General features: G+C 70.4%; 19 protein-coding genes and 1 pseudogene. 11 read left to right on the top strand and 9 right to left on the bottom strand.

What is annotated here, in order from left to right; all coding sequences use genetic code 11:
* Window positions 1-46 precede the first annotated feature (46 nt).
* From ACFMQL_RS38515 to ACFMQL_RS38505, 3 genes are read right to left on the bottom strand one after another with little or no spacing between them, the layout of a single operon-like run.
* A complete protein-coding gene (locus ACFMQL_RS38515; protein WP_364067774.1) occupies window positions 47-1,384 on the bottom strand; it encodes an ABC transporter substrate-binding protein in 1,338 nt (445 codons plus the stop codon).
* Window positions 1,385-1,427: 43 nt separating this feature from the next.
* A complete protein-coding gene (locus ACFMQL_RS38510) occupies window positions 1,428-2,303 on the bottom strand; it encodes a carbohydrate ABC transporter permease (RefSeq protein ID WP_364067773.1) in 876 nt (291 codons plus the stop codon).
* Window positions 2,303-3,280, bottom strand: a complete 978-nt coding sequence (locus ACFMQL_RS38505) for a sugar ABC transporter permease (RefSeq protein ID WP_364067772.1) — start codon at window positions 3,278-3,280, stop codon at window positions 2,303-2,305. The genes ACFMQL_RS38510 and ACFMQL_RS38505 overlap by 1 nt, the downstream gene beginning before the upstream one ends.
* Before the next feature lie 116 nt (window positions 3,281-3,396).
* Here ACFMQL_RS38505 and ACFMQL_RS38500 point away from each other — a divergent pair.
* From ACFMQL_RS38500 to ACFMQL_RS38485, 4 genes and pseudogenes are all read left to right on the top strand, one after another.
* Window positions 3,397-3,537 (top strand): annotated as a pseudogene (locus ACFMQL_RS38500) (hypothetical protein); the annotation flags it as partial.
* 346 nt (window positions 3,538-3,883) lie between these two features.
* A complete protein-coding gene (locus ACFMQL_RS38495; protein ID WP_378789717.1) occupies window positions 3,884-4,198 on the top strand; it encodes a hypothetical protein in 315 nt (104 codons plus the stop codon).
* A gap of 246 nt (window positions 4,199-4,444) precedes the next feature.
* Window positions 4,445-4,963, top strand: a complete 519-nt coding sequence (locus ACFMQL_RS38490; RefSeq protein ID WP_378789715.1) for a SigE family RNA polymerase sigma factor — start codon at window positions 4,445-4,447, stop codon at window positions 4,961-4,963.
* Window positions 4,960-6,084, top strand: coding sequence for a hypothetical protein (locus tag ACFMQL_RS38485; protein WP_378789713.1), 1,125 nt, complete (start codon window positions 4,960-4,962; stop codon window positions 6,082-6,084). The genes ACFMQL_RS38490 and ACFMQL_RS38485 overlap by 4 nt, the downstream gene beginning before the upstream one ends.
* 152 nt (window positions 6,085-6,236) lie before the next feature.
* On the opposite strand, the gene ACFMQL_RS38480 is transcribed toward ACFMQL_RS38485, so the two are convergent.
* Window positions 6,237-7,502 carry a cytochrome P450 gene (locus ACFMQL_RS38480; protein ID WP_378789711.1) on the bottom strand — a complete coding sequence of 422 codons (1,266 nt, stop codon included), beginning with the start codon at window positions 7,500-7,502 and terminating at the stop codon, window positions 6,237-6,239.
* 228 nt (window positions 7,503-7,730) lie between these two features.
* Between ACFMQL_RS38480 and ACFMQL_RS38475 the strand changes: the two genes are divergently transcribed.
* Entirely contained in the window at window positions 7,731-8,321 is a 591-nt protein-coding gene (locus tag ACFMQL_RS38475; RefSeq protein ID WP_364067761.1) for a TetR/AcrR family transcriptional regulator, read from the top strand.
* Window positions 8,322-8,326: 5 nt separating this feature from the next.
* Here the strand turns inward: ACFMQL_RS38475 and ACFMQL_RS38470 are convergent, their stop codons facing one another.
* Both ACFMQL_RS38470 and ACFMQL_RS38465 read right to left on the bottom strand, forming a co-directional pair.
* Window positions 8,327-8,908: a molybdopterin cofactor-binding domain-containing protein gene (locus ACFMQL_RS38470; RefSeq protein ID WP_378789709.1), complete on the bottom strand. Its 582-nt coding sequence runs from the start codon at window positions 8,906-8,908 to the stop codon at window positions 8,327-8,329.
* Window positions 8,821-10,398, bottom strand: a complete 1,578-nt coding sequence (locus tag ACFMQL_RS38465) for a xanthine dehydrogenase family protein molybdopterin-binding subunit (protein ID WP_378789708.1) — start codon at window positions 10,396-10,398, stop codon at window positions 8,821-8,823. Before ACFMQL_RS38465 ends, ACFMQL_RS38470 begins: the two co-directional genes overlap by 88 nt.
* Here ACFMQL_RS38465 and ACFMQL_RS38460 point away from each other — a divergent pair.
* Window positions 10,389-10,517 carry a hypothetical protein gene (locus tag ACFMQL_RS38460; RefSeq protein ID WP_364067758.1) on the top strand — a complete coding sequence of 43 codons (129 nt, stop codon included), beginning with the start codon at window positions 10,389-10,391 and terminating at the stop codon, window positions 10,515-10,517. The two genes, ACFMQL_RS38465 and ACFMQL_RS38460, sit on opposite strands and share 10 nt — an antisense overlap.
* Before the next feature lie 18 nt (window positions 10,518-10,535).
* On the opposite strand, the gene ACFMQL_RS38455 is transcribed toward ACFMQL_RS38460, so the two are convergent.
* Window positions 10,536-11,234: an SDR family oxidoreductase gene (locus tag ACFMQL_RS38455; RefSeq protein ID WP_364067756.1), complete on the bottom strand. Its 699-nt coding sequence runs from the start codon at window positions 11,232-11,234 to the stop codon at window positions 10,536-10,538.
* A 69-nt stretch (window positions 11,235-11,303) separates the two neighbouring features.
* On the opposite strand from ACFMQL_RS38455, the gene ACFMQL_RS38450 reads away from it, so the two are divergent.
* Window positions 11,304-11,876, top strand: coding sequence for a TetR/AcrR family transcriptional regulator (locus tag ACFMQL_RS38450; protein ID WP_364067755.1), 573 nt, complete (start codon window positions 11,304-11,306; stop codon window positions 11,874-11,876).
* A gap of 53 nt (window positions 11,877-11,929) precedes the next feature.
* Complete coding sequence (locus tag ACFMQL_RS38445) at window positions 11,930-13,498, top strand: OmpA family protein (protein ID WP_378789705.1); 1,569 nt, start codon at window positions 11,930-11,932, stop codon at window positions 13,496-13,498.
* A gap of 160 nt (window positions 13,499-13,658) precedes the next feature.
* Here the strand turns inward: ACFMQL_RS38445 and ACFMQL_RS38440 are convergent, their stop codons facing one another.
* Both ACFMQL_RS38440 and ACFMQL_RS38435 read right to left on the bottom strand, forming a co-directional pair.
* On the bottom strand, window positions 13,659-14,666 hold the full coding sequence (locus tag ACFMQL_RS38440; protein WP_378789704.1) for an aldo/keto reductase: 1,008 nt from the start codon (window positions 14,664-14,666) through the stop codon (window positions 13,659-13,661).
* Window positions 14,667-14,806: 140 nt separating this feature from the next.
* A complete protein-coding gene (locus ACFMQL_RS38435) occupies window positions 14,807-15,316 on the bottom strand; it encodes an SgcJ/EcaC family oxidoreductase (protein WP_378789702.1) in 510 nt (169 codons plus the stop codon).
* 158 nt (window positions 15,317-15,474) lie between these two features.
* Here ACFMQL_RS38435 and ACFMQL_RS38430 point away from each other — a divergent pair, with 158 nt between their 5' ends.
* The 3 genes from ACFMQL_RS38430 to ACFMQL_RS38420 all read left to right on the top strand — a co-directional run bounded on the left by ACFMQL_RS38430 (window position 15,475) and on the right by ACFMQL_RS38420 (window position 17,123).
* Complete coding sequence (locus ACFMQL_RS38430; RefSeq protein WP_364067747.1) at window positions 15,475-16,071, top strand: NAD(P)H-binding protein; 597 nt, start codon at window positions 15,475-15,477, stop codon at window positions 16,069-16,071.
* Window positions 16,072-16,635: 564 nt separating this feature from the next.
* Complete coding sequence (locus ACFMQL_RS38425; RefSeq protein ID WP_364067745.1) at window positions 16,636-16,857, top strand: hypothetical protein; 222 nt, start codon at window positions 16,636-16,638, stop codon at window positions 16,855-16,857.
* Window positions 16,858-16,865: 8 nt separating this feature from the next.
* The gene (locus ACFMQL_RS38420) at window positions 16,866-17,123 is read left to right on the top strand and encodes a hypothetical protein (RefSeq protein WP_378789699.1); all 258 of its coding nucleotides are present in this window, start codon (window positions 16,866-16,868) and stop codon (window positions 17,121-17,123) included.
* Window positions 17,124-17,308: the final 185 nt, after the last annotated feature.

The raw sequence follows: 17,308 nt of genomic DNA, 5'->3' as shown, positions 1-17,308 counted from the left end.
TCCCGTGTGGGGGTGGCCGGTGCAGCGGCGGCACGAGAGGTCCAGGTCAGGGCGCGACCAGCCGGCGATACTTCGGCATCACCCGCTGGACGGCGGGGTCGAGGTTGCGCACCGCCTCGCGCAGCGTCTCGGCCGGATCGGCGTTGGCCGAGTACACCTTCTGCAGCACGATCAGCATCTCGGAGATGAGCTCGTTCACGTACCGGCGCATGGTGTCCGGCGGACGGGCCCGGCTGAGCTGGTCTTGGGCGACCTGGTACTGCGGTGTCTTGGCGTTGCGCTCCTTGATCTTCGGCGAGTCGAGCGCGCTGGTGGTGACCGGCAGGTAGCCGGTGTTCAGGCTCCACTCGGGCGCGCCGGTCTGGGCCAGGTACTTGACCAGCTCCCAGGTCGCCTGCTTGCGCTCCTTGGTGGAGTTGCGCATGATCGCCAGCCCGCTGCCGCCGGTCGGCACGCCCGGCTGCACCTGCTCGGGCAGAAAGGCCGCGCCGAACTCGAAGTCGGTGGCCTTGAGCAGCGAGGTGAGCGCGCCGGTCGAGGTGCAGATGGTCGCCGCCACGCCGGACGCGAAGTCGCCGTTCACGTCGGAGGCCAGGTAGGCCATCTGGTCGTCGTGGATGAACGCCCGGTCGAACTCCAGGGCGGCGATGGTCTCCTCGGAGGCCAGCTTCGACGTCATGCCGTCGGAGTAGGCGCCGCCGAAGGCCCAGGCCGAGCCCTGGAAGTACCAGTCGTCCTTGCCGTTGTAGGCGCGCATCTTGACCGGCGAGCCGCGGTGCTTGTAGCCCTTGAGCTGCTGACCCCACTCGCGCAGCTCGGTGAACGTCTTCGGCCCGCGGTCGGGCAGCCCGGCCCCGGCGAAGATCTCCTTGTTGTAGTAGAACAGCGGCGTCGAGCGGGCCCACGGCAGCCAGTAGATCTCGTTCCTGATCGTGCCCTCGGCCAGGAACGTCGGGTGGAAGAAGTCGGGCCGGAAGCTCGCGTCGAAGTAGCCGCTCAGCGGTTCCAGCGCCTCGGCGAGGAAGTAGCGGTTCCAGTTCACGTCGCTGAGCGTGACGAGGTCGGGGACCTGCGCCACGGCGAAGCTGGCGGCCAGCTTGGAGTCGAGCGCCGTGTACCCGGGGAACAGCTGGATCTCGCAGTAGATGTCCGTCTGCGAGGCGTTGAACCCGTCGATGATCGTCTGCAGCACCTCGGCGTTGTGCGAGGTGAACGCGCTCCACAGCACCACCCGCTGGCGGCGGGCGAACTTGTCCGGCACCTGGCCGCTCACCTGGGCGTAGTCGCCGAGGCTGCGGCCCGCGCAGGCGTTCAGCGCCAGGCCGGCCGCGGCCGCGGTGGCGGCGGTCAGGAGCCGGCGCCGGCTGAAACTCGTCCCCGTCACGCTGGTTCCTTTCTGATCGAGCCGGATCGCGAATACGTGGTCGTCATCGGCGTAGCGCGCTCCCGGCCAGGCCGGCGACGATGTAGCGCTGCGCCAGCAGGAAGACGATGGTCACGGGCAGGACGACGAACAGGGTCCCGGCCATCAGGGCGCCCCAGTCGTTGATGCCGTCGTTCTCCTTGAGGTAGAGCAGCCCGATCGGCAGCGTCCGCATGTTGACCGAGTTGGTCACGATCAGCGGCCAGACGAAGTTGTTCCACTCGTCGATCAGGGCGATGAGCCCGACCGTGATGATCGCCGGCCGGGACATCGGCATGATGAACGACCAGATCGTGCGCAGGTGCCCCGCGCCGTCGATCTGCGCCGCCTCCAGCACCTCGTACGGGAGCGAGCGGAAGAACTGGTGGAGCAGGAACGTGCCGAACGCCGACGCCACGCCCGGCAGGATCAGGCCGGCGTAGGTGTTCAGCAGGTGGAGATGGCCGATGGTGATGTAGTTGACCAGCAGCGTCACGTGCCCGGGCACCATCAGCGCGCCGAGCATGAAGACGAACAGCCAGCGCTTGCCGGGGAACGGCAGGAAGGCGAAGGCGTAGGCGGTGGAGATGGCCAGCACCACCTTCAGCACCGTTCCGATCGCGGCGACCACGACCGAGTTGATGAGGAACTGCCCGAACGGGGCAAGCTCCCAGGCGGTGACGAAGTTCTCCAGAGTCAGCGACTCCGGGATCAGACGCATCGGCCAGCTGTTGATGTCCTCGTTCGTCTTGAACGCGGTGGTGACGAAGAGGTAGAGCGGCCCGAGGAAGACCAGGGCGGTGAGCACCAGGGCGAGCACGCCCCACCAGGGCGCTCGCCGCGGGTTGTCGGGCTTCCGCGCGGCGGGCTCGGTCGCGGCCGCGGTCGGCATGACCGTCATCAGTAGTGAACCCTCCGCTCGACGAATCGGAACTGCAGGACGGTGATCGCCATCAGCACCACGAACATGATCATGGAGGCCGCGCTGGAGCCGCCGACGTTGCTGCGGTTGAACGCCTCGTCGTAGATGAACCAGCTCAGCGTCGTGGTGGAGCGGGCGGGCCCGCCGCCGGTCATCATGGCGATGACGTCGAAGGCCTGGAAGGCCGAGATCGTCTGGGTGATCACCAGGAAGAACGTGGTGGGCGAGAGCAGCGGCAGGATCATCCGCCTGAACTGCGTCCACCGGCCGGCGCCGTCGATCCTGGCCGCTTCCAGCACCTCCGAGGGGATCTGCTGGATGCCCACCAGGTAGACGATCGCGACGAAGCCGAGGCCCTTCCAGATGGAGACGATGATGAGCGCCCACAGCGCCCACGAGTCGTCGGTGATCCAGTTCGGCGAGCTGGAACCGAACGCCTCGAACACCAGCCGGCTGAGACCGTGGTTGGGGTCGAAGACGAACAGCCAGATCGTCGCGATCGCCGCCCCGGACAGCACGTGCGGGGCGAAGGCGAGCGTCTGGACCGCGTTGGTGCCTCGTATGCGCTGGGAGAACAGCATCGCCAGCGCCAGGCCGAGCACCAGGGTCACGACCACGACGACGACCACCCAGACCAGCGTTCTGAACAGCACCGCGGGGAAGGTCGAACTGCTGAAGAGCGCCTGGTAGTTGAGGAGACCGGACCACTCGGCCGCAGGTGAGATGAAGTCCCACGTGGTGAAGCTCAGGTAGACGTTCTGGATGATCGGCCAGTACGCGAAGACGGCGATCAACGCCAGGTTAGGAAACGCGAACGCGGCGAACAGCAAATAGCCGCGCCGGCGCCGTCGTGCCGCACTGAGCGATCCGGAAGTCTCCTTCGCGGTGCCGGTCGGCCGGCCGGCGCTGACGGAGCGTGCCGATCCCGCTTCGAGATCGCTGACTCCACTGCTCACGGGCTACCACCCATCCGCGTCGGGAACGAACGTGTGCCGACTTTACTTGCGGTTATGTGCTCGAATCTGGTCATTTGGTGCCGAACCTGTGACCATTGCGCGAACGTTTCAATCAGATGTGCAAGGGTGTCCGCGAGATGTCAAGCATGTTTCAAGGCCGTGCCTTCGACCGCCAGCAGCGGATCCTCGCCTACGTACGCAGCGAGGGGCGCGCGGTCGTCTCCGAGATCGCCGACATGTTCGCGATCTCGCCCGCCACGCTGCGCAGGGACCTGCGGGCGCTGGAGTCGCAGCGGCTGATCGCCCGCTCGTACGGCGTCTTCTACCCCACCGACAGCGGCCGCTACGAGACGCCGCTGGAGCACCGGCACAAGGCCAAGACCGCCGAGCGGCTCGCGATCGCCGAGGCCGCCATCGCGATGATCGCCGAGGTCGGCACCGTGCTCATCGACGAGGGGGCGCTGCTCGAAGACCTGATCGGGCCCATGCGCCGGCTGAGCAGGATGACCGTGGTGACCCGGTCGCTGACCGTCGCCGCCGAGCTCAGCCTGGCACACCGACCACGACGTCATCATCGTCGGCGGCCGCCTGCGCCCGACGACCATGGGCACCGTCGACCGGTGGGCCACGTCGATGCTCAGCGAGCTGAACGTCGACCTCACGGTCATGGGCACCAACGGCGTGTCGCTCGAGCGCGGGCTGACCACGCCGGACCCGGCCGTGGCGCAGGCCAAGACGGCGGCGCTGGAGGCGGCCCGGCAGTGCGTGCTGGTGTGCGAGCACACCAAGTTCGGCGTGGCCAGCTTCGCCAAGTTCGCCGACCTCAATCAGGTGACCTGGATCGTCACCGGCAAGCAGCTGCCCAGGGCGGCCGCGCAGCGCTACAGCGAGGCCGGCCCCAAGATCCTGCGCGTCTGACGCTTTCAGCCGGAGAGGAAGCGGCCGATGGCCCCCCACGTCCCGGCCGGTGGTCGCCTTCTCGATGCGGTACGCGCCGCGCAGGTACAGCAGCGGCGTGGCGCATGCCCCCCAGGCTCCGGTTGTGACGGCGTCGCTGACCCGGCTGCCGCGGGCGCACGACCCGGAACACTGGCAACAAGGCTGACGTCGCATACAACCTTTCGCCCGCCCGGCGGCGTTGGGTACGGGCGAGAGGAGATCACATTGGACCGTCACGACGGCTTCCGTGAGTTCGTGCTCGCCCGCCAGCAAGCGCTGATGCGGACCGCGTACCTGCTCACGGGAGACGCCCACCAGGCCGAGGACCTGCTACAGAGCGTGCTGTCCAAGGTCGTGAGGCATTGGGGCAGGCTGGCCAGGGACGGCAACCCCGAGGCGTACATCCGCAAGTCGCTGGTCAACCAGTACACGTCCTGGCGGCGCCGGCCGCGCCCCGAGCAGCCGAGCGCCGAGCTGACCGACCACGGCGCCTCCCACGACGACGCCACGCTCGACCGCATCGTGCTGCGGCAGGCGCTCGCCAAGCTCGGCCCCAGGCAGCGCGCGGTGATCGTGCTGCGCTTCTACGAGGACCTGACCGAGGCGCAGACGGCCGAAGCGCTCGGCTGCTCCATCGGCACCGTCAAGAGCCAGACCCATCACGCGCTGAACCGCTTGCGGGCGATCGCGCCGGAGCTGGCGCCCATGCTCACCGAAGCCGAGATCGAGGAGGTGGCCCGATGACGCGGTTGCGTCGCGCGCTTGACGGCATCGCCGCCGAGGCGCCCCTGGTAGACCTGGCCGATGCGGCCATCGCCCGGCACCGGCGCAGGCGGCGCGCCACGGTGTCGCTCGCCGCGGTGGCGGTCGCCGCGACGGTGGCGGCCACCGGCGTGGTCATGACGGCGCCCTGGCGGGCGGTCACGCAGCCCGCCGTGCAGGTCGTGGACCCCGCCGGGCCAGGTGAGGACCGGACCGCGCCGGGCGAGGACCGGGCCGACGTGGCGCCCGACCTGCCGGACGAGCCGGTGGGGAGACTGAGCCACGCGTACATGCCGAGATGCAAAGCCGTCCCGTGTGACCGCGACGACGAGTGGCGGGTGGTGACCACCGCCGGCACGACCTACCGCCTGCAGAAGGCCGTCGCAAGAACCGCCAAGGGAAGGAGCGTGCCCATCGCGATCAGCAAGAACGGGGGCGTGCTCGCCTACTACAGCCGCGAGGAACAGGCGTACGTCGTCCGCGACATGCAGACCGGCGCCGAGAAGGTCTCACCGGTCAAGATGCCGGAGAAGAAGATTCCGGTCGGCGCCCTGCTCCTGGTCTCCGACGACGGCCGGTACCTCGTCGTCGACGACCCGATGGAGTTCGACGACTACCCCGGAGCGATCATCGACATGCGGACCGGCGAGCGTACGGCGCTGCGCGGCGACTTCGAGCCGTTCATCCTCAAAGACGGCGTGCTCCAGCTCGTCAGGTACATCAAGACCGACCTGTGGCTGATGCCCGTGACCGGCGGCGGCAAGCCGGTGCGCTTCGACGGCAGGTTCATCATGTTCAGCGAAGTCGCGCCGGACGGCCGGACGGTGGTGGCGCTCGACAAGACCCCGGAACCGGAAGAGGCACCGGTGCTCACCGTGCTCGACGCCAAGACCGGCGCGATCGTGCGGCGGCTGCCCACTCCCACCACGTCCGGAGGGCCCGAGCCGCTCTGGTGGCTCGACGACAGGGAGGTCGTCGTCAAGGGGCACGGCAAGGGCACCAAGATGTTCGCGCTGGACGTCATGACCGGCGACCTGCGGCCGCTGAGCGACTACGGCGAGGACCTGCTCTACCTGACCCTGCCCGGCCGCGTTACCAAGTAGGTGACCCGGCCGGACGGGGACCCGTCCGGCCGGTTTCCTGAGGAGCCGTTCCAGGAGCAGTCCTGGAAAGTCGTTCCGGGGAGCCGTGCTGAGGAGTTCGTTCCGGGGAGCCGTTTTGAGGAGCGGTTCTGAGGAGCCGGACCGGCCAGCCGTCACGCCGCCGCCGGGCCGTCCGCGGCGCCGGGCGTCCAGGCGACAGGCACGCTCACCGGTCCCGCGATGACCTGGCCGGGCTTGCGCTGGATCTCCTCCGCCGGGACCGCGAGCCGCAGGGCCGGCAGCTCGCGCAGCAGCAGGCTCACGGCCGCCACCACCTCGGCGTGCCCGAGATGCCGGCCGATGCAGTGGTGGGCGCCGTGGCCGAACGACAGGTGACGGTTCGGCGCGCGGCCGAAGTCCATCCGGCGCGGTTCCGGGAATGCCCGCGGATCGTAATTGGCGGTCACGTGTGACGGGATGACGAGATCGCCCTCCCGTAAACGCGCCCCGCTCGGCAGCGTGGTGTCGCGAATGGCGCGGCGCGGTAACGCGTCCGCCGCGGCCGTGGTGAACATGCGTTCCAATTCCACCACGGCGCTCTCCACATTCTCCGGATGATCGACCAGATACGCGTAAGCGGTCGGATAATCGCCGTACGGATGAGAGAGCAGCACCTGAATGAACGTGCCGATGCTGCTCGCGGTCGTTTCCCAGCCGCCCACGAGCAGGGCGAGCGGCAATTTGATCAATCGGTCGGGAGGAATGCCCTCGCCGCGCGCGGCGATCGTGGACAGAAGATCGTCACCCGGTTCCGCGCGCCGTTTCTCGATCAGGCCCGCCAGATAACCGACCATCGCCATTTGAGCCTCGGCGGCCTCCGACCGGCCGAGCGTGCTGGTGGCCAGGAACGCCTCGCCCCAGGCCCGGAACGGCTCCCTGTCCTGCGGCGGCAGGTCGAACAGGTCGCTGATGACGTTGAGCGCGAGCGGCAGCGCGAACGTCTCCATCAGGTCGGCCAGCTCGCCGGCCCGCAGCATGTGCTTGAGCTGCGCCGACGCGTGGGCGTCGATCTGTCCGGCGAGCCGCCCCACCGCGCGCGGCGTGAAATGATCCGCCACGACGCCGCGCACCGCGGCGTGCTCGGCCTTGTCGAGGCTGAGAATCGTGCCTTCGAGATCGATGTCGTCGTCGCCGAGGGCCTGCTGCCTGGAGAATGCGTCCTGGTCCCGGAACACGGTGATCACGTCGTCGTATCGGGTCACCAGGTAAGCGGGGGAGCCGTTCGGCCGGACGACTTCGTGGACGCCGGTCCCGGCCGCGCACAGCTCGTGGTAAAGCGGATTGATGTAAAGGCCGGGACGATTCACCCCGTCTTCGCCGAGATCCAGCGGATGGGTGATCGGGCAGGAAGACGGCACGTGCGCGTTCGTTGCGGTCATCGCGAAAATCCCCTGTTTCTTCGGATGGCCGCCATGGCGAGGTTTTCTCGGCTGCGGCCAAACCCCTGAGCGTCCGGCTCAGAATAAGAAAGAGATCGCGAACGCACATGTATCGTCACGGTTGCATCGCTCGAACCTTCTTTCCACGCCGCCCCAAGAGCCGATGCGTTAACTCTGGAAAAACACATACCGAAACCGGCGGTTCCCGCAAGTGTTAGGCTCGGCCGCGTGAGTCCCGACCCCGCGCCACGCCCGCACACCGGACGGCGGCGCAACCCGGCCGTCCGGCAGGCCATCCTCGACCACGCCGCGGACCTGCTGATCGCCAACGACTACGCGGCCGTCCCGATCGACGCCATCGCCAAGGCCGCCGGAGTCAGCAAGCACACCATCTACCGCTGGTGGCCCTCCAAGGGCGCGGTCCTGCTCGAGGCCATGGCCGAACGCGCCAGACAGCAGACACCCGGCCTCGACACCGGCGTTTTCGCCGACGATCTGGAGACCTTCCTCGCCGCCACCTTCGCCACCGCCGAGAAGGTCTCCGGGCTGCTGCGCGGCATCATGGCCGAGGCCCAGCGCGACCCGGTGGCCGCCGAGGGGCTGCGCCGCTTCACCGCGGGCCGCAGAGACGAGCTGCGCGCCCTGCTCGCCCGCGGCGTCGAGCAGGGCGACCTGTCCCCGGACACCGACCTCGATCTGCTCGTCGACCAGCTCCTCGGCCTGATGTGGTACCGCCTGCTCATCGGCCACGCCCCGATGAACGCCGAAGTCGCCGTCGCCCTGGCCCGCTCCCTGACCCGGCGCGGGCCGCAGACCTAGACCCCTTACCCGAGCAGCTTGTCCACGGTGATCGGGAGGGTGCGGACGCGGACGCCGGTGGCGTTGAAGACGGCGTTCGCGAAGGCCGCGGCGGCGCCGACCGTGCCGAGCTCGCCGATGCCGCGCGCGCCCGCCGGCCCGAGCCCGGTGTCGGGATGGTCGAGGAAGTGCACGTCGATCTCCACGGCGTCGGCGCTGACCGGGAGCAGGTAGCCGGCGAGGTCCGCGTTCGAGATCCGGCCGGTGGCGGCCTCGACCCTGCCCTCCTCGCACAGGGCCGCCGCCAGGCCGAACAGCACGCCGCCCGTGATCTGGTTGCGGGCGGTGACGGCGTTGAGTATCGCCCCGGCGTCCACCACGGTGGTGAAGCGGGACAGGCGGGGCTCGCGCGTCCACCGGTTCACCCTGACCTCGCAGAAGTGCGCGGCGTACGAGGCGTGCGCGTGCCCGTCGTCCGGGGCCGTGCTGGTGCCGTCGGCGCCGATCTCGGCGGTCCCGGTCAGCCCGAGCAGCTCGCCGAACCCGATGGACGTGCCCGCCCCGATGAGGCGGCCCTTCTCGTGCCGCGCCTCGCCGGCCCGGTGCACGTGCCCGCGCCGATGAGGCGGCCCTCCTCGTACCGGACGTCGCCCGCCCCGCGCAGTGGCGAGCCCTCGGCCGTGGCGGCGTGCCGGACCAGCGCGTCGATCGCCTCCCGGGCGGCGGCGAGTATCGCGGCCGTCACGGTCGCCGTGGCAGCCGAGCCGATGGCGCCGTAGATGTCGTCGGCGCCCGCGACGGGCAGCCGGGAGTCGCCGAGCGCGGGCACGACCCGATCCGCGGGCACTCCCAGGGCGCGGGCGGCCGTCATCGCCATGATCGTCGCCATGCCGGTGCCGGCGTCCGATGTCGCGCAGGCCACCGTGGCGGTGCCGTCGGGGCGGAAGGTCACCCGCGCGGTGGTCGGTGCCCGTCCCGCGTCCAGCACGGCGGTGGCCATGCCCATGCCGACCAGGTCGTCGCCGTCGGTCAGGGAACCGGGCCGCGCGGGGCGGCGCGACCAGCCGAAGCGCTCGGCCCCGACGCGGTAGCACTCTTCCAGGTGCTTGCTCGCGTACGGGATCCCGCCGATCAGCGTATTCGCCAGGTGGTTCTTCACGCGCAGCTCGATGGGGTCCATGCCGAGCCGGTCGGCCAGCTCGTCCATGGCGCTCTCCAGGGCGTAGGAACCCGCCTCGTCGCCGGGGGCGCGCATGATCGTGGCGGGCGGCAGGTTCATGCCAGGGGTGATGGAGAGCTCGATGTGCGCGTTCGGGGTGGCGTAGTACTTCTGGGCGGCGCGGTAGCCGGGGTCCTCCACGAGGCTCTCGCTGACCGTGTGGTGCTTGATCGCGTGGAGCCGCCCGTCCCGGTACGCGCCGAGGCCGATCGTCTGCGACGACGCCGCCCGGTGCCCGGTCACGGTGAACAGCTGCTCCCGGCTCGTCACGATCTTGACCGGGCGGCCGAGCGCGCGGGCGGCGGCCGCGGCCAGCATGGCGGGCGCCCAGGTGAACGCCTTGCCGCCGAACCCGCCGCCCACGTACGGGCTGATGACGTGCACATCGGCGGGCGGGACGCCGAGCACGGCGGCCAGCTCCATCGCGTGCGCCACCGGACCCTGGGTGCCGCTGTAGATCGTCAGCTTGCCGTCGTCCCAGGCGGCGACGGCCGCGTGCGGCTCCATCATCATGTGGTGCCTGGGCGGGACGTCGTAGGTCGCCTCCACCCTGACCTCGCTCGCGGCCAGCGCCGCCTCGATGTCGACGTCCTCCGGCTTGGCGATGACGGGGCCGAGCGGGAGCCCCGGGATCTCGGGCGGCCGCACCGCGTGGCGCTTGGCCCGGCCGAAGTCGGCGTTCGGAGGCCGCGTCTCGCAGGCGACCTCGACCCGCGCCGCGGCGTCGCGTGCCTGCTCCAGCGTCTCGGCGACGACCACCGCCACGATCTGGCCGTAGTGGCGGATCTCGTGATCGGCGAGCGGGAGGCGGGCGTCGGCGAAGAAGCCCGCGGGTTCCGGCAGGGTGCCCGCCGCACGACGCCACGCCCATGGCGGCAACGCTCGCCACTCAGGTCTCGCTGGCCTGCCTCCACACCGCCATGCGGCTCGCGGAGGACCCGGCCGACCTGCCCGCGCAGGTGGAGGCCGCCTTCCGCCGCTTCGACGGCCTCGCCTGACGCCGGCTCGCCCGCGGGTCAGGCGACGGTGAAGCCGCCGTCCACCGGGAGGATCGAGCCGGTCACGTACGGTGCCCCGATCAGGTAGCGGATCGCGGCGGCCACGTCCTCGGGCTTGCCCACCCGGCCCGCGGGGATGGTCTGGGCGGCGGCCGCGAACTGGGCCCGCCGCTGCTCCTCCGGCAGGAACGACCACCACGGCGTGTCCACGACGCCCGGTGAGACGGCGTTGACCCGGACCGGGGCCAGCTCGGCCGCGAGCGGCGAGACGACCCGCTCGATCGCGCCGTTCACGGCGGCGAAGGTGAACGTGCCGGGCAGGCCGGCGCGGGCGCTGGCCGCCGACACCATGGTCACCGACCCGGTCACCTGCGCCTGCTTGATCGCGTACAGGTAGGGGAAGAGCTTGCCGTCGAACGCCGCCCTGACGTGGGCCAGGTCGGTCTCCGCCAGAGTCCCGGCGCCGACCGGGCCAGGGCTGAAGGCGAGCACCAGATGGTCGAACGTCCCGACCCGCCCCAGGAAGGCGGCCACCTCGGACTCGGACGTCCCGTCCACCTGCTCGGCCCCCGCCAGGTCGCCCGGCACCGCGTTCTTGGCCGCGGCCAGCCGCTCCGGGTCGCGTCCCGTGACGATCACTTCGGCGCCCTCGCCCGCCAGGAGCGCGGCGGTCGCCAGCCCGATGCCCGACGTGCCGCCCATGATCACTACTCGCACTGTCGTCTCCTTTTCTAGACGTCTCGTCTCGTTTCTATTCGAGACGCCGCGTCTTGTAAAGTCGGTTCCATGACAGGCGAGCGACGGCTGGGACGCCCACGCAGCCAGGCCACGCGGGCGGCGATCCTCGCCGCCGCGCTGGCCGAGCTGGACGAACGCGGTTACGCCGCGCTGACGATCGACGGCATCGCGCGGCGCGCCGGATGCGGGAAACAGACCATCTACCGCTGGTGGTCGTCGAAGGCCGACGTCGTCCTGGAGTCGCTGCTGGAGCGCGCCGAGACGGCGATCCAGCTCCCGGACGAGGGGTCGCTGCCCGATGACCTCATGGCGTTCCTCAAGGCCACGTTCGCGCAGCGCGGGCAGCGGCCCACGCTGATCGGGCTCATGGCGCAGGCGCTGCTCGACCCCGCGTTCGCGGCCGAGTTCAAGGAGAAGTTCCTGTTCAAGCGGCGCGATGCGCTGCGCGTGCTGCTCGACAGGGCGGTGGCGCGCGGCGAGATCGCCGCGGGCACCGACGTCGAACTGCTCATCGACATCGTGTACGGCGTGCTGTGGTACCGGTTCATCCTGGAGCACGCGCCCCTGGACGACGAGCTGGGCGAGCGGCTCACGGCTCTGCTCATCAAGGCGAGCCGCTGAGCGGAACCCGGTACCATACCGGCGCGAACGATCCCGCTCTGGGGGAGGTTGTGGTGCGCAGCGCTCTGGTGGCGGCGTCCCTCGCCGTCGTGGCAATGATCGCCGGATGCACCACGCCCGAGCAGGCCACGCCCGACGCCGGGCGGAAGACCACCGCGCCCTCGGCGCCCCCGACACCCCCGACGCCCGCGGTCCCGGCGCAGACGTTCTCCCGTACGGGCGAGGTCGGCGCGGCGGCCCCGGTGGACCTGACGGTCAAGGCCGTCGAACGGCACCGCCACCTGACCGCGCTGAAGCTCGAGCTGTCGGTCCCCACGGCCGACTACCAGACGCCGACCTTCGGCTACGGCACGCTGAACAGCGACTTCGCCCGCTTCTGGCTGCTGGACCCGGTCGGCAGGAAGGTGTACTTCACCCTGCGCGAGCAGGACGGCGAGACCGCCTACGGCACCAGGAAGCACAACCCCACGGAGTCCTGCAGGAAGGGCACCCGCTACCCGGTCGAGGTCTACTTCCCGCCGCTGCCCGCCGGCGTGCGCCAGGTCACCGTGCTCGCCGGCGGGCTCGGCGAGCTGACCGGCATCCCGGTCACCGACGGCGCGCCCGAGCCGTCCGCCGCGCCCGGCGACGACGGCACCCCCGAGCCCGGCTCGGTGTACCGGTGGCCGGTCACGCCGCCCCCGTCCGATGCCTGGTCGTACGTCGCCGACGTGCGAGAGTACGTGGAGACGCCCGAGAAGTCCCGCACCCAGGAGGGCGCCGACGAGACCGTCGCCCTGCGGACCGACGTGCTCTTCGCCTTCGACAAGGCGACCCTGTCGGACAAGGCCGCGGCCGTGCTCGACGACGTGGCCCGCGAGACCCGCGAGCGCGCCGACCCGGCCAGGCCGCCGATCCTCATCGAGGGCCACACCGACAGCAAGGGCTCCGACGCCTACAACCAGAAGCTGTCCGAGCGCCGCGCCCAGGCGGTCCTCGGCCACCTCCGGCGCCTGCTCGGCACCGAGTACGAGTACCGCGCCGCGGGCAAGGGCGAGAGCGAGCCCATCGCCCCCAACACCAGGAAGGACGGCAGCGACAATCCCGAGGGCCGGGCCCGCAACCGCCGCGTCGAGATCTCCTACAAGCTGAAGACCCGGGCGCCGGAGGTCACCCGGACGACGACGGCGAGCCCGGGCACGGCGCGCGCCGCGGGACCCGCGCCCTTCCGCCCCGATCTCGGGCCGGAGGCCGGCACGCTGACCCGCGACAAGCTGAAGCTGCACGTCCACCCGCTCTACCGGGACGGCGCCTTCCTCGTCGCCCCCTTCGAGATCGAGAACACCGACACCGAAGGCATCGCGGTGCCCGTGCCGCAGCCGTTCAGGGCCGGCACTCCGCACGAGTTCGTCACCGGCGCCGCCTACAGCGGCATCACGCTCGTGGACGAGTCGAGCAAGGCCCGCTACTACGGCACCAGGGCGGGCGACGGGTTCTACGTGCAGAACGCGGTGACGACGATCCGCCCGGGCGGCGTCCAGCGCGGCTACATCTACTTCCCCGCGCCGCCTCCCGAGGTCACCGCGATGACGTTCGAGGTGGACGGCCTCGGCAAGGTCCAGAACGTGCCGATCGCGCGCTGAAGGGCGCCCGGGGAGACTCGCGCCCCCGTCCCCACGCGAGCCTCCCCGACCGTGCCGTCCGCCCGGCCGCGGGCCTCCCCGACCGTGCCGTCCGCTCGGCCGCGAGCCTGCCCGACCGTGCCGTCCGCCCGGCCGCGGGCGTTCCCGCTCGTGCCCCTGCTCAGGCGCCGGCGGCGTCGAGGCGGTGGAGCTGCTCGTCGGTGAGCTTGACGTCGAGCGCCGGCAGCGCGGCCTCGTACTGCTGAAGGGTGCGCGGCCCGATCAGCGGCACGATCTCCGGCGAGGTCTGGTGCATCAGCCAGGCGAGCACCAGGGCGTTCGGGGTCACGCCGACCTCCTTGGCCACTTCGGTGAGCACGGCGATCCTGGCCTCGGCGTCCGGCCCCTCGTACGGGATCATCGCGCCGTGCCCGCGCCGCTTCTCCGGGTCGTCGTAGATGCCCTTGAGTATGGGGGAGTAGGCCACGAGCGTCAGGTCGTCGTGCGTCTCCAGGTAGTCGAGCTGCTCGTCGTCCACGATCGAGATGTGCCGGACTCCGGCGCGGCGCCGCAGGTAGGAGTGCTGCTGCTGGAGCGCGACCGGCGCCGGCCAGCCGTGCTGGGCGCACAGCTGCCGGATCCGCTCGAGCCGCCAGGTCCGTACGTTCGACCAGCCGATGTAGCGGGCCTTGCCCGCCTGGACGATGCCGGCCAGCGCTTCGAGCGTCTCCTCCAGAGGCGTGGAACGGTCGTCGACGTGCACGTAGTACAGGTCGACGTGGTCGGTGCCGAGCCGGCGCAGGCTGCCGTCGATCGCATCGCGCAACGTCTTGGCCCCCGCGCCGACGAACGTGCGGTAGGCGGCGTCCCAGTCCGCCTTCCCGTCCTTCCACACGGCGTCAAGGTCACGTACGACGGCGCTGCCCTTGGTGGCGAGGAACACCTCGTCACGCTTGCCCGACTTCTTCAGCCAGCGGCCGAGCAGCTCCTCGCTCTCACCGCCGAAACTTCCCGGACGTTCCCACCAGCAGTAGCAGTCGGCGGTGTCGAGGAAGTTGCCGCCGACGTCCACGTACCGGTCGAGCATCGTGACGGCTTCGTCCTCCGGCGTGACGGTCCCCATGATCATGCAGCCCAGGGCGAGCTGGCTGACCTGTTCACCGGTACGGCCCAGTTGTACGGTCTTCATGCGTCTTCTCCCATTGGCTAAGAGGGGGCGAATGATCCGTCGACCAGAGCGAGGCGTCGGCGGTGAGATCGACGCTAGGAGCTGGAGCGCGCTCCAGGTCAAGGCGACATCCTGACCCAGGACCTGGAGCGCGCTCCAGGTCAGTGCGACACCCTGGTGTTCTGGAACGACGCGAAACGCCACCCCTGCGGGGTGCGGACGGCGGTGAAGGAGACCGTCGAGGTGCGCAGCTGCCCGTTGAGGGTGGTGCCGCCCGTGGAGATCACCAGTACGGCGCCGTCGGCCAGCCTCTTGAACCGGGTGTCGGCGGGGGCGGCCATGGTGGAGCCCTTGAGCGGCCCGTCGAACAGCCACCGGTGCGAGGACTCGATGGCGTCGCGGCCCTGCGTGAGCCTGCCGTCGAAGGTGATGTAGTCGGCGTCCTCGGTGAAGAGGGCGGCGTACGCGGTCGCGTCGCCCGCGTTCCACGCCTCGGCCAGGCGGGTGAGCAGGGTGGCGATCTCGGCGTACTCGCCGTTCGCGGATGCGGTGCCCGGGGACGCGCCCTGGCCGGGGGAGAGGGCCTGGCCGGACGCGGAGTGGTCGGACGCGGAGTGGTCGGACGCGGAGTGGTCGGACGCGGCGTTCTCTGTCCGGATCTTGTCAGACATCGTGTGACTCCTGAGGGATTGCCGTTGGCGCCCGCCCTTGAGGTATGCGCCTCCAGGCGGGACAGGCGCCTTGGTGGATCGACTTCACTAATGCAATTTGCACTATAGCCTGCTTCCATAGTTATAGTGCAAACAGCCATATGGAAAGGTGCATCGTCATGAAGATCCTCGTCATCGGCTCGACCGGCCGTACCGGCAAGCACGTCCTGACCCAAGGCGCCGAGCGCGGGCACGAGATCACCGCGTTCGCCCGCCGCCCCGAACTGCTCACCGACCGCAGCGCCCTCGCGGGGGTGCACCAGGGCGACGCGCACGACCTGGACGCCGTACGGGCGGCGGTCCAGGGACAGGACGCCGTCATCTCAGCGGTCGGCGGCAGCGGCATCGCACGTACGCTCATCACCGCCATGCGGGAGGCAGGCGTACGGCGGGTGGTGATGACGAGCAGCCGCTCGATCCCCGCCACCCGCCCCCGGCTCCCGGTCACGCTGGCCTGGCTGTTCTTCCGCCAGGCCTACGTGGACCTGGCCAGGGCCGAGGGCATGCTGCAGGTCAGCGACCTCGACTGGACCATCGCCCGAGCGACCATGCTGAACGACAAGCCGCCCGCCGGCAGAGTGCACATCGACTTCGAAGACAACGCGACGGGCGGCGCCATGCAGCTGTCCCGCGCCGACTACGCGATGGCGCTCCTCGACGCGGCCGAGGACCCCGACCTGATCGGCAAGGCCATGGGCATCTGCGGCCCGAAGTGAGGCGTCTTCCACCGCTGCACCGTTGGACCCCAGTGCACCTGCGTAGAAGCCGACCGCGGTAGGAGGGGCCCTCACGAGGTCCGTCGCCCGCTCTTCCGCACGCCAGGCACGCGTACGCCCACCGATGAGGATCGCGACAGTGGTCAGGAGCGATGATCCACAGCGCATGGCCGCTTGCGCTGATCGCCGCGCCGGCTCACGTAGCACCCCCGGCCTCTGACAGCCGAGAGTGCGGCCGCCTGCGCTTGCCCAGCGCCTGCTTCGCCTCCGCACCGCCGGCACGGCCGGCGTCCGACGACTCGTGCACGCGCCGGCGAGGCGGGGCAGGCCGGACGGGTGGTCGTTTTGGACCGGTTGCCATAAACTGCGGCCGACCAGACTGAGAAGGCCCCCACCCGCTGCGGCGAGTGGGGGCCTTCTGCGCGTCGCCATCGCGTGAGCCGAACACGATCTCGACCTGTTCGGTGGCGCGGGAACGGCGAGGACGGCCACCCCGATCACCGATTCAGAACAATCAGCCATCGGGGCGATGCTCAGCGGCGCAGGGCGGCACATCATACGTTGGTGGGGACTCGGTGGGGACGCGCGCCGTCGTCACGGTGGTGGAACCGCGGGCTGTGGCTGGTCGCGGTCGGGATCCTGGTGACGTCGCTCGCATGGGCGGCCCAGGGCATGAGCGGGGACCTGGAGACCGCCGCGAACCAGGGGCAGATCATCGGCGTGGTGCTGATGGCGGTGGGCATCCTGTACACGCTGTCCTCACTGGAGATCCGGTCTGGGCGCTGACCTCGCTCGTGTCCGGGCTCGGGCTCGGTCTCGCGCTCGGGCTCGTATTCGGGCTCGTGGTCGCGCTCATCGCGTACAAAGCCGGGCTGCGGTACGTGTTCGGCGTCATCTGCGCGGCGGTGCGCGGGCGGCTGCCGTGGCGGCCGGCGGCGTTCTGCCGATGGGCGTGTGACGCCGGGCTGCTGCGCGTCGCCGGGGCCACGTACCAGTTCCGGTACGGCGAACTCCGGAGGTGGCTGACCGGCCCCGACCGGTCGCGCCCGTGATCGCTGCGACCTCCACCCCGCCAAGATGGCGGGCGGGTTAATGGGGCGCGCAGGCGCGGTGAAGCCGGTGGAAAGCGCACACTCAAGGGTGCGGATGTGTGAACGATGCGTACAGATCGCTGAACGCGAACACTTCCCTATCCTGCACACCTTAACCACCGGTTGTCCCACATGGCTCCATGATT

Source organism: Nonomuraea fastidiosa, from assembly GCF_042751225.1.
In the GTDB taxonomy this organism is placed as follows: domain Bacteria; phylum Actinomycetota; class Actinomycetes; order Streptosporangiales; family Streptosporangiaceae; genus Nonomuraea; species Nonomuraea fastidiosa.
This window is presented reverse-complemented; position numbering and strand designations above follow the sequence as displayed.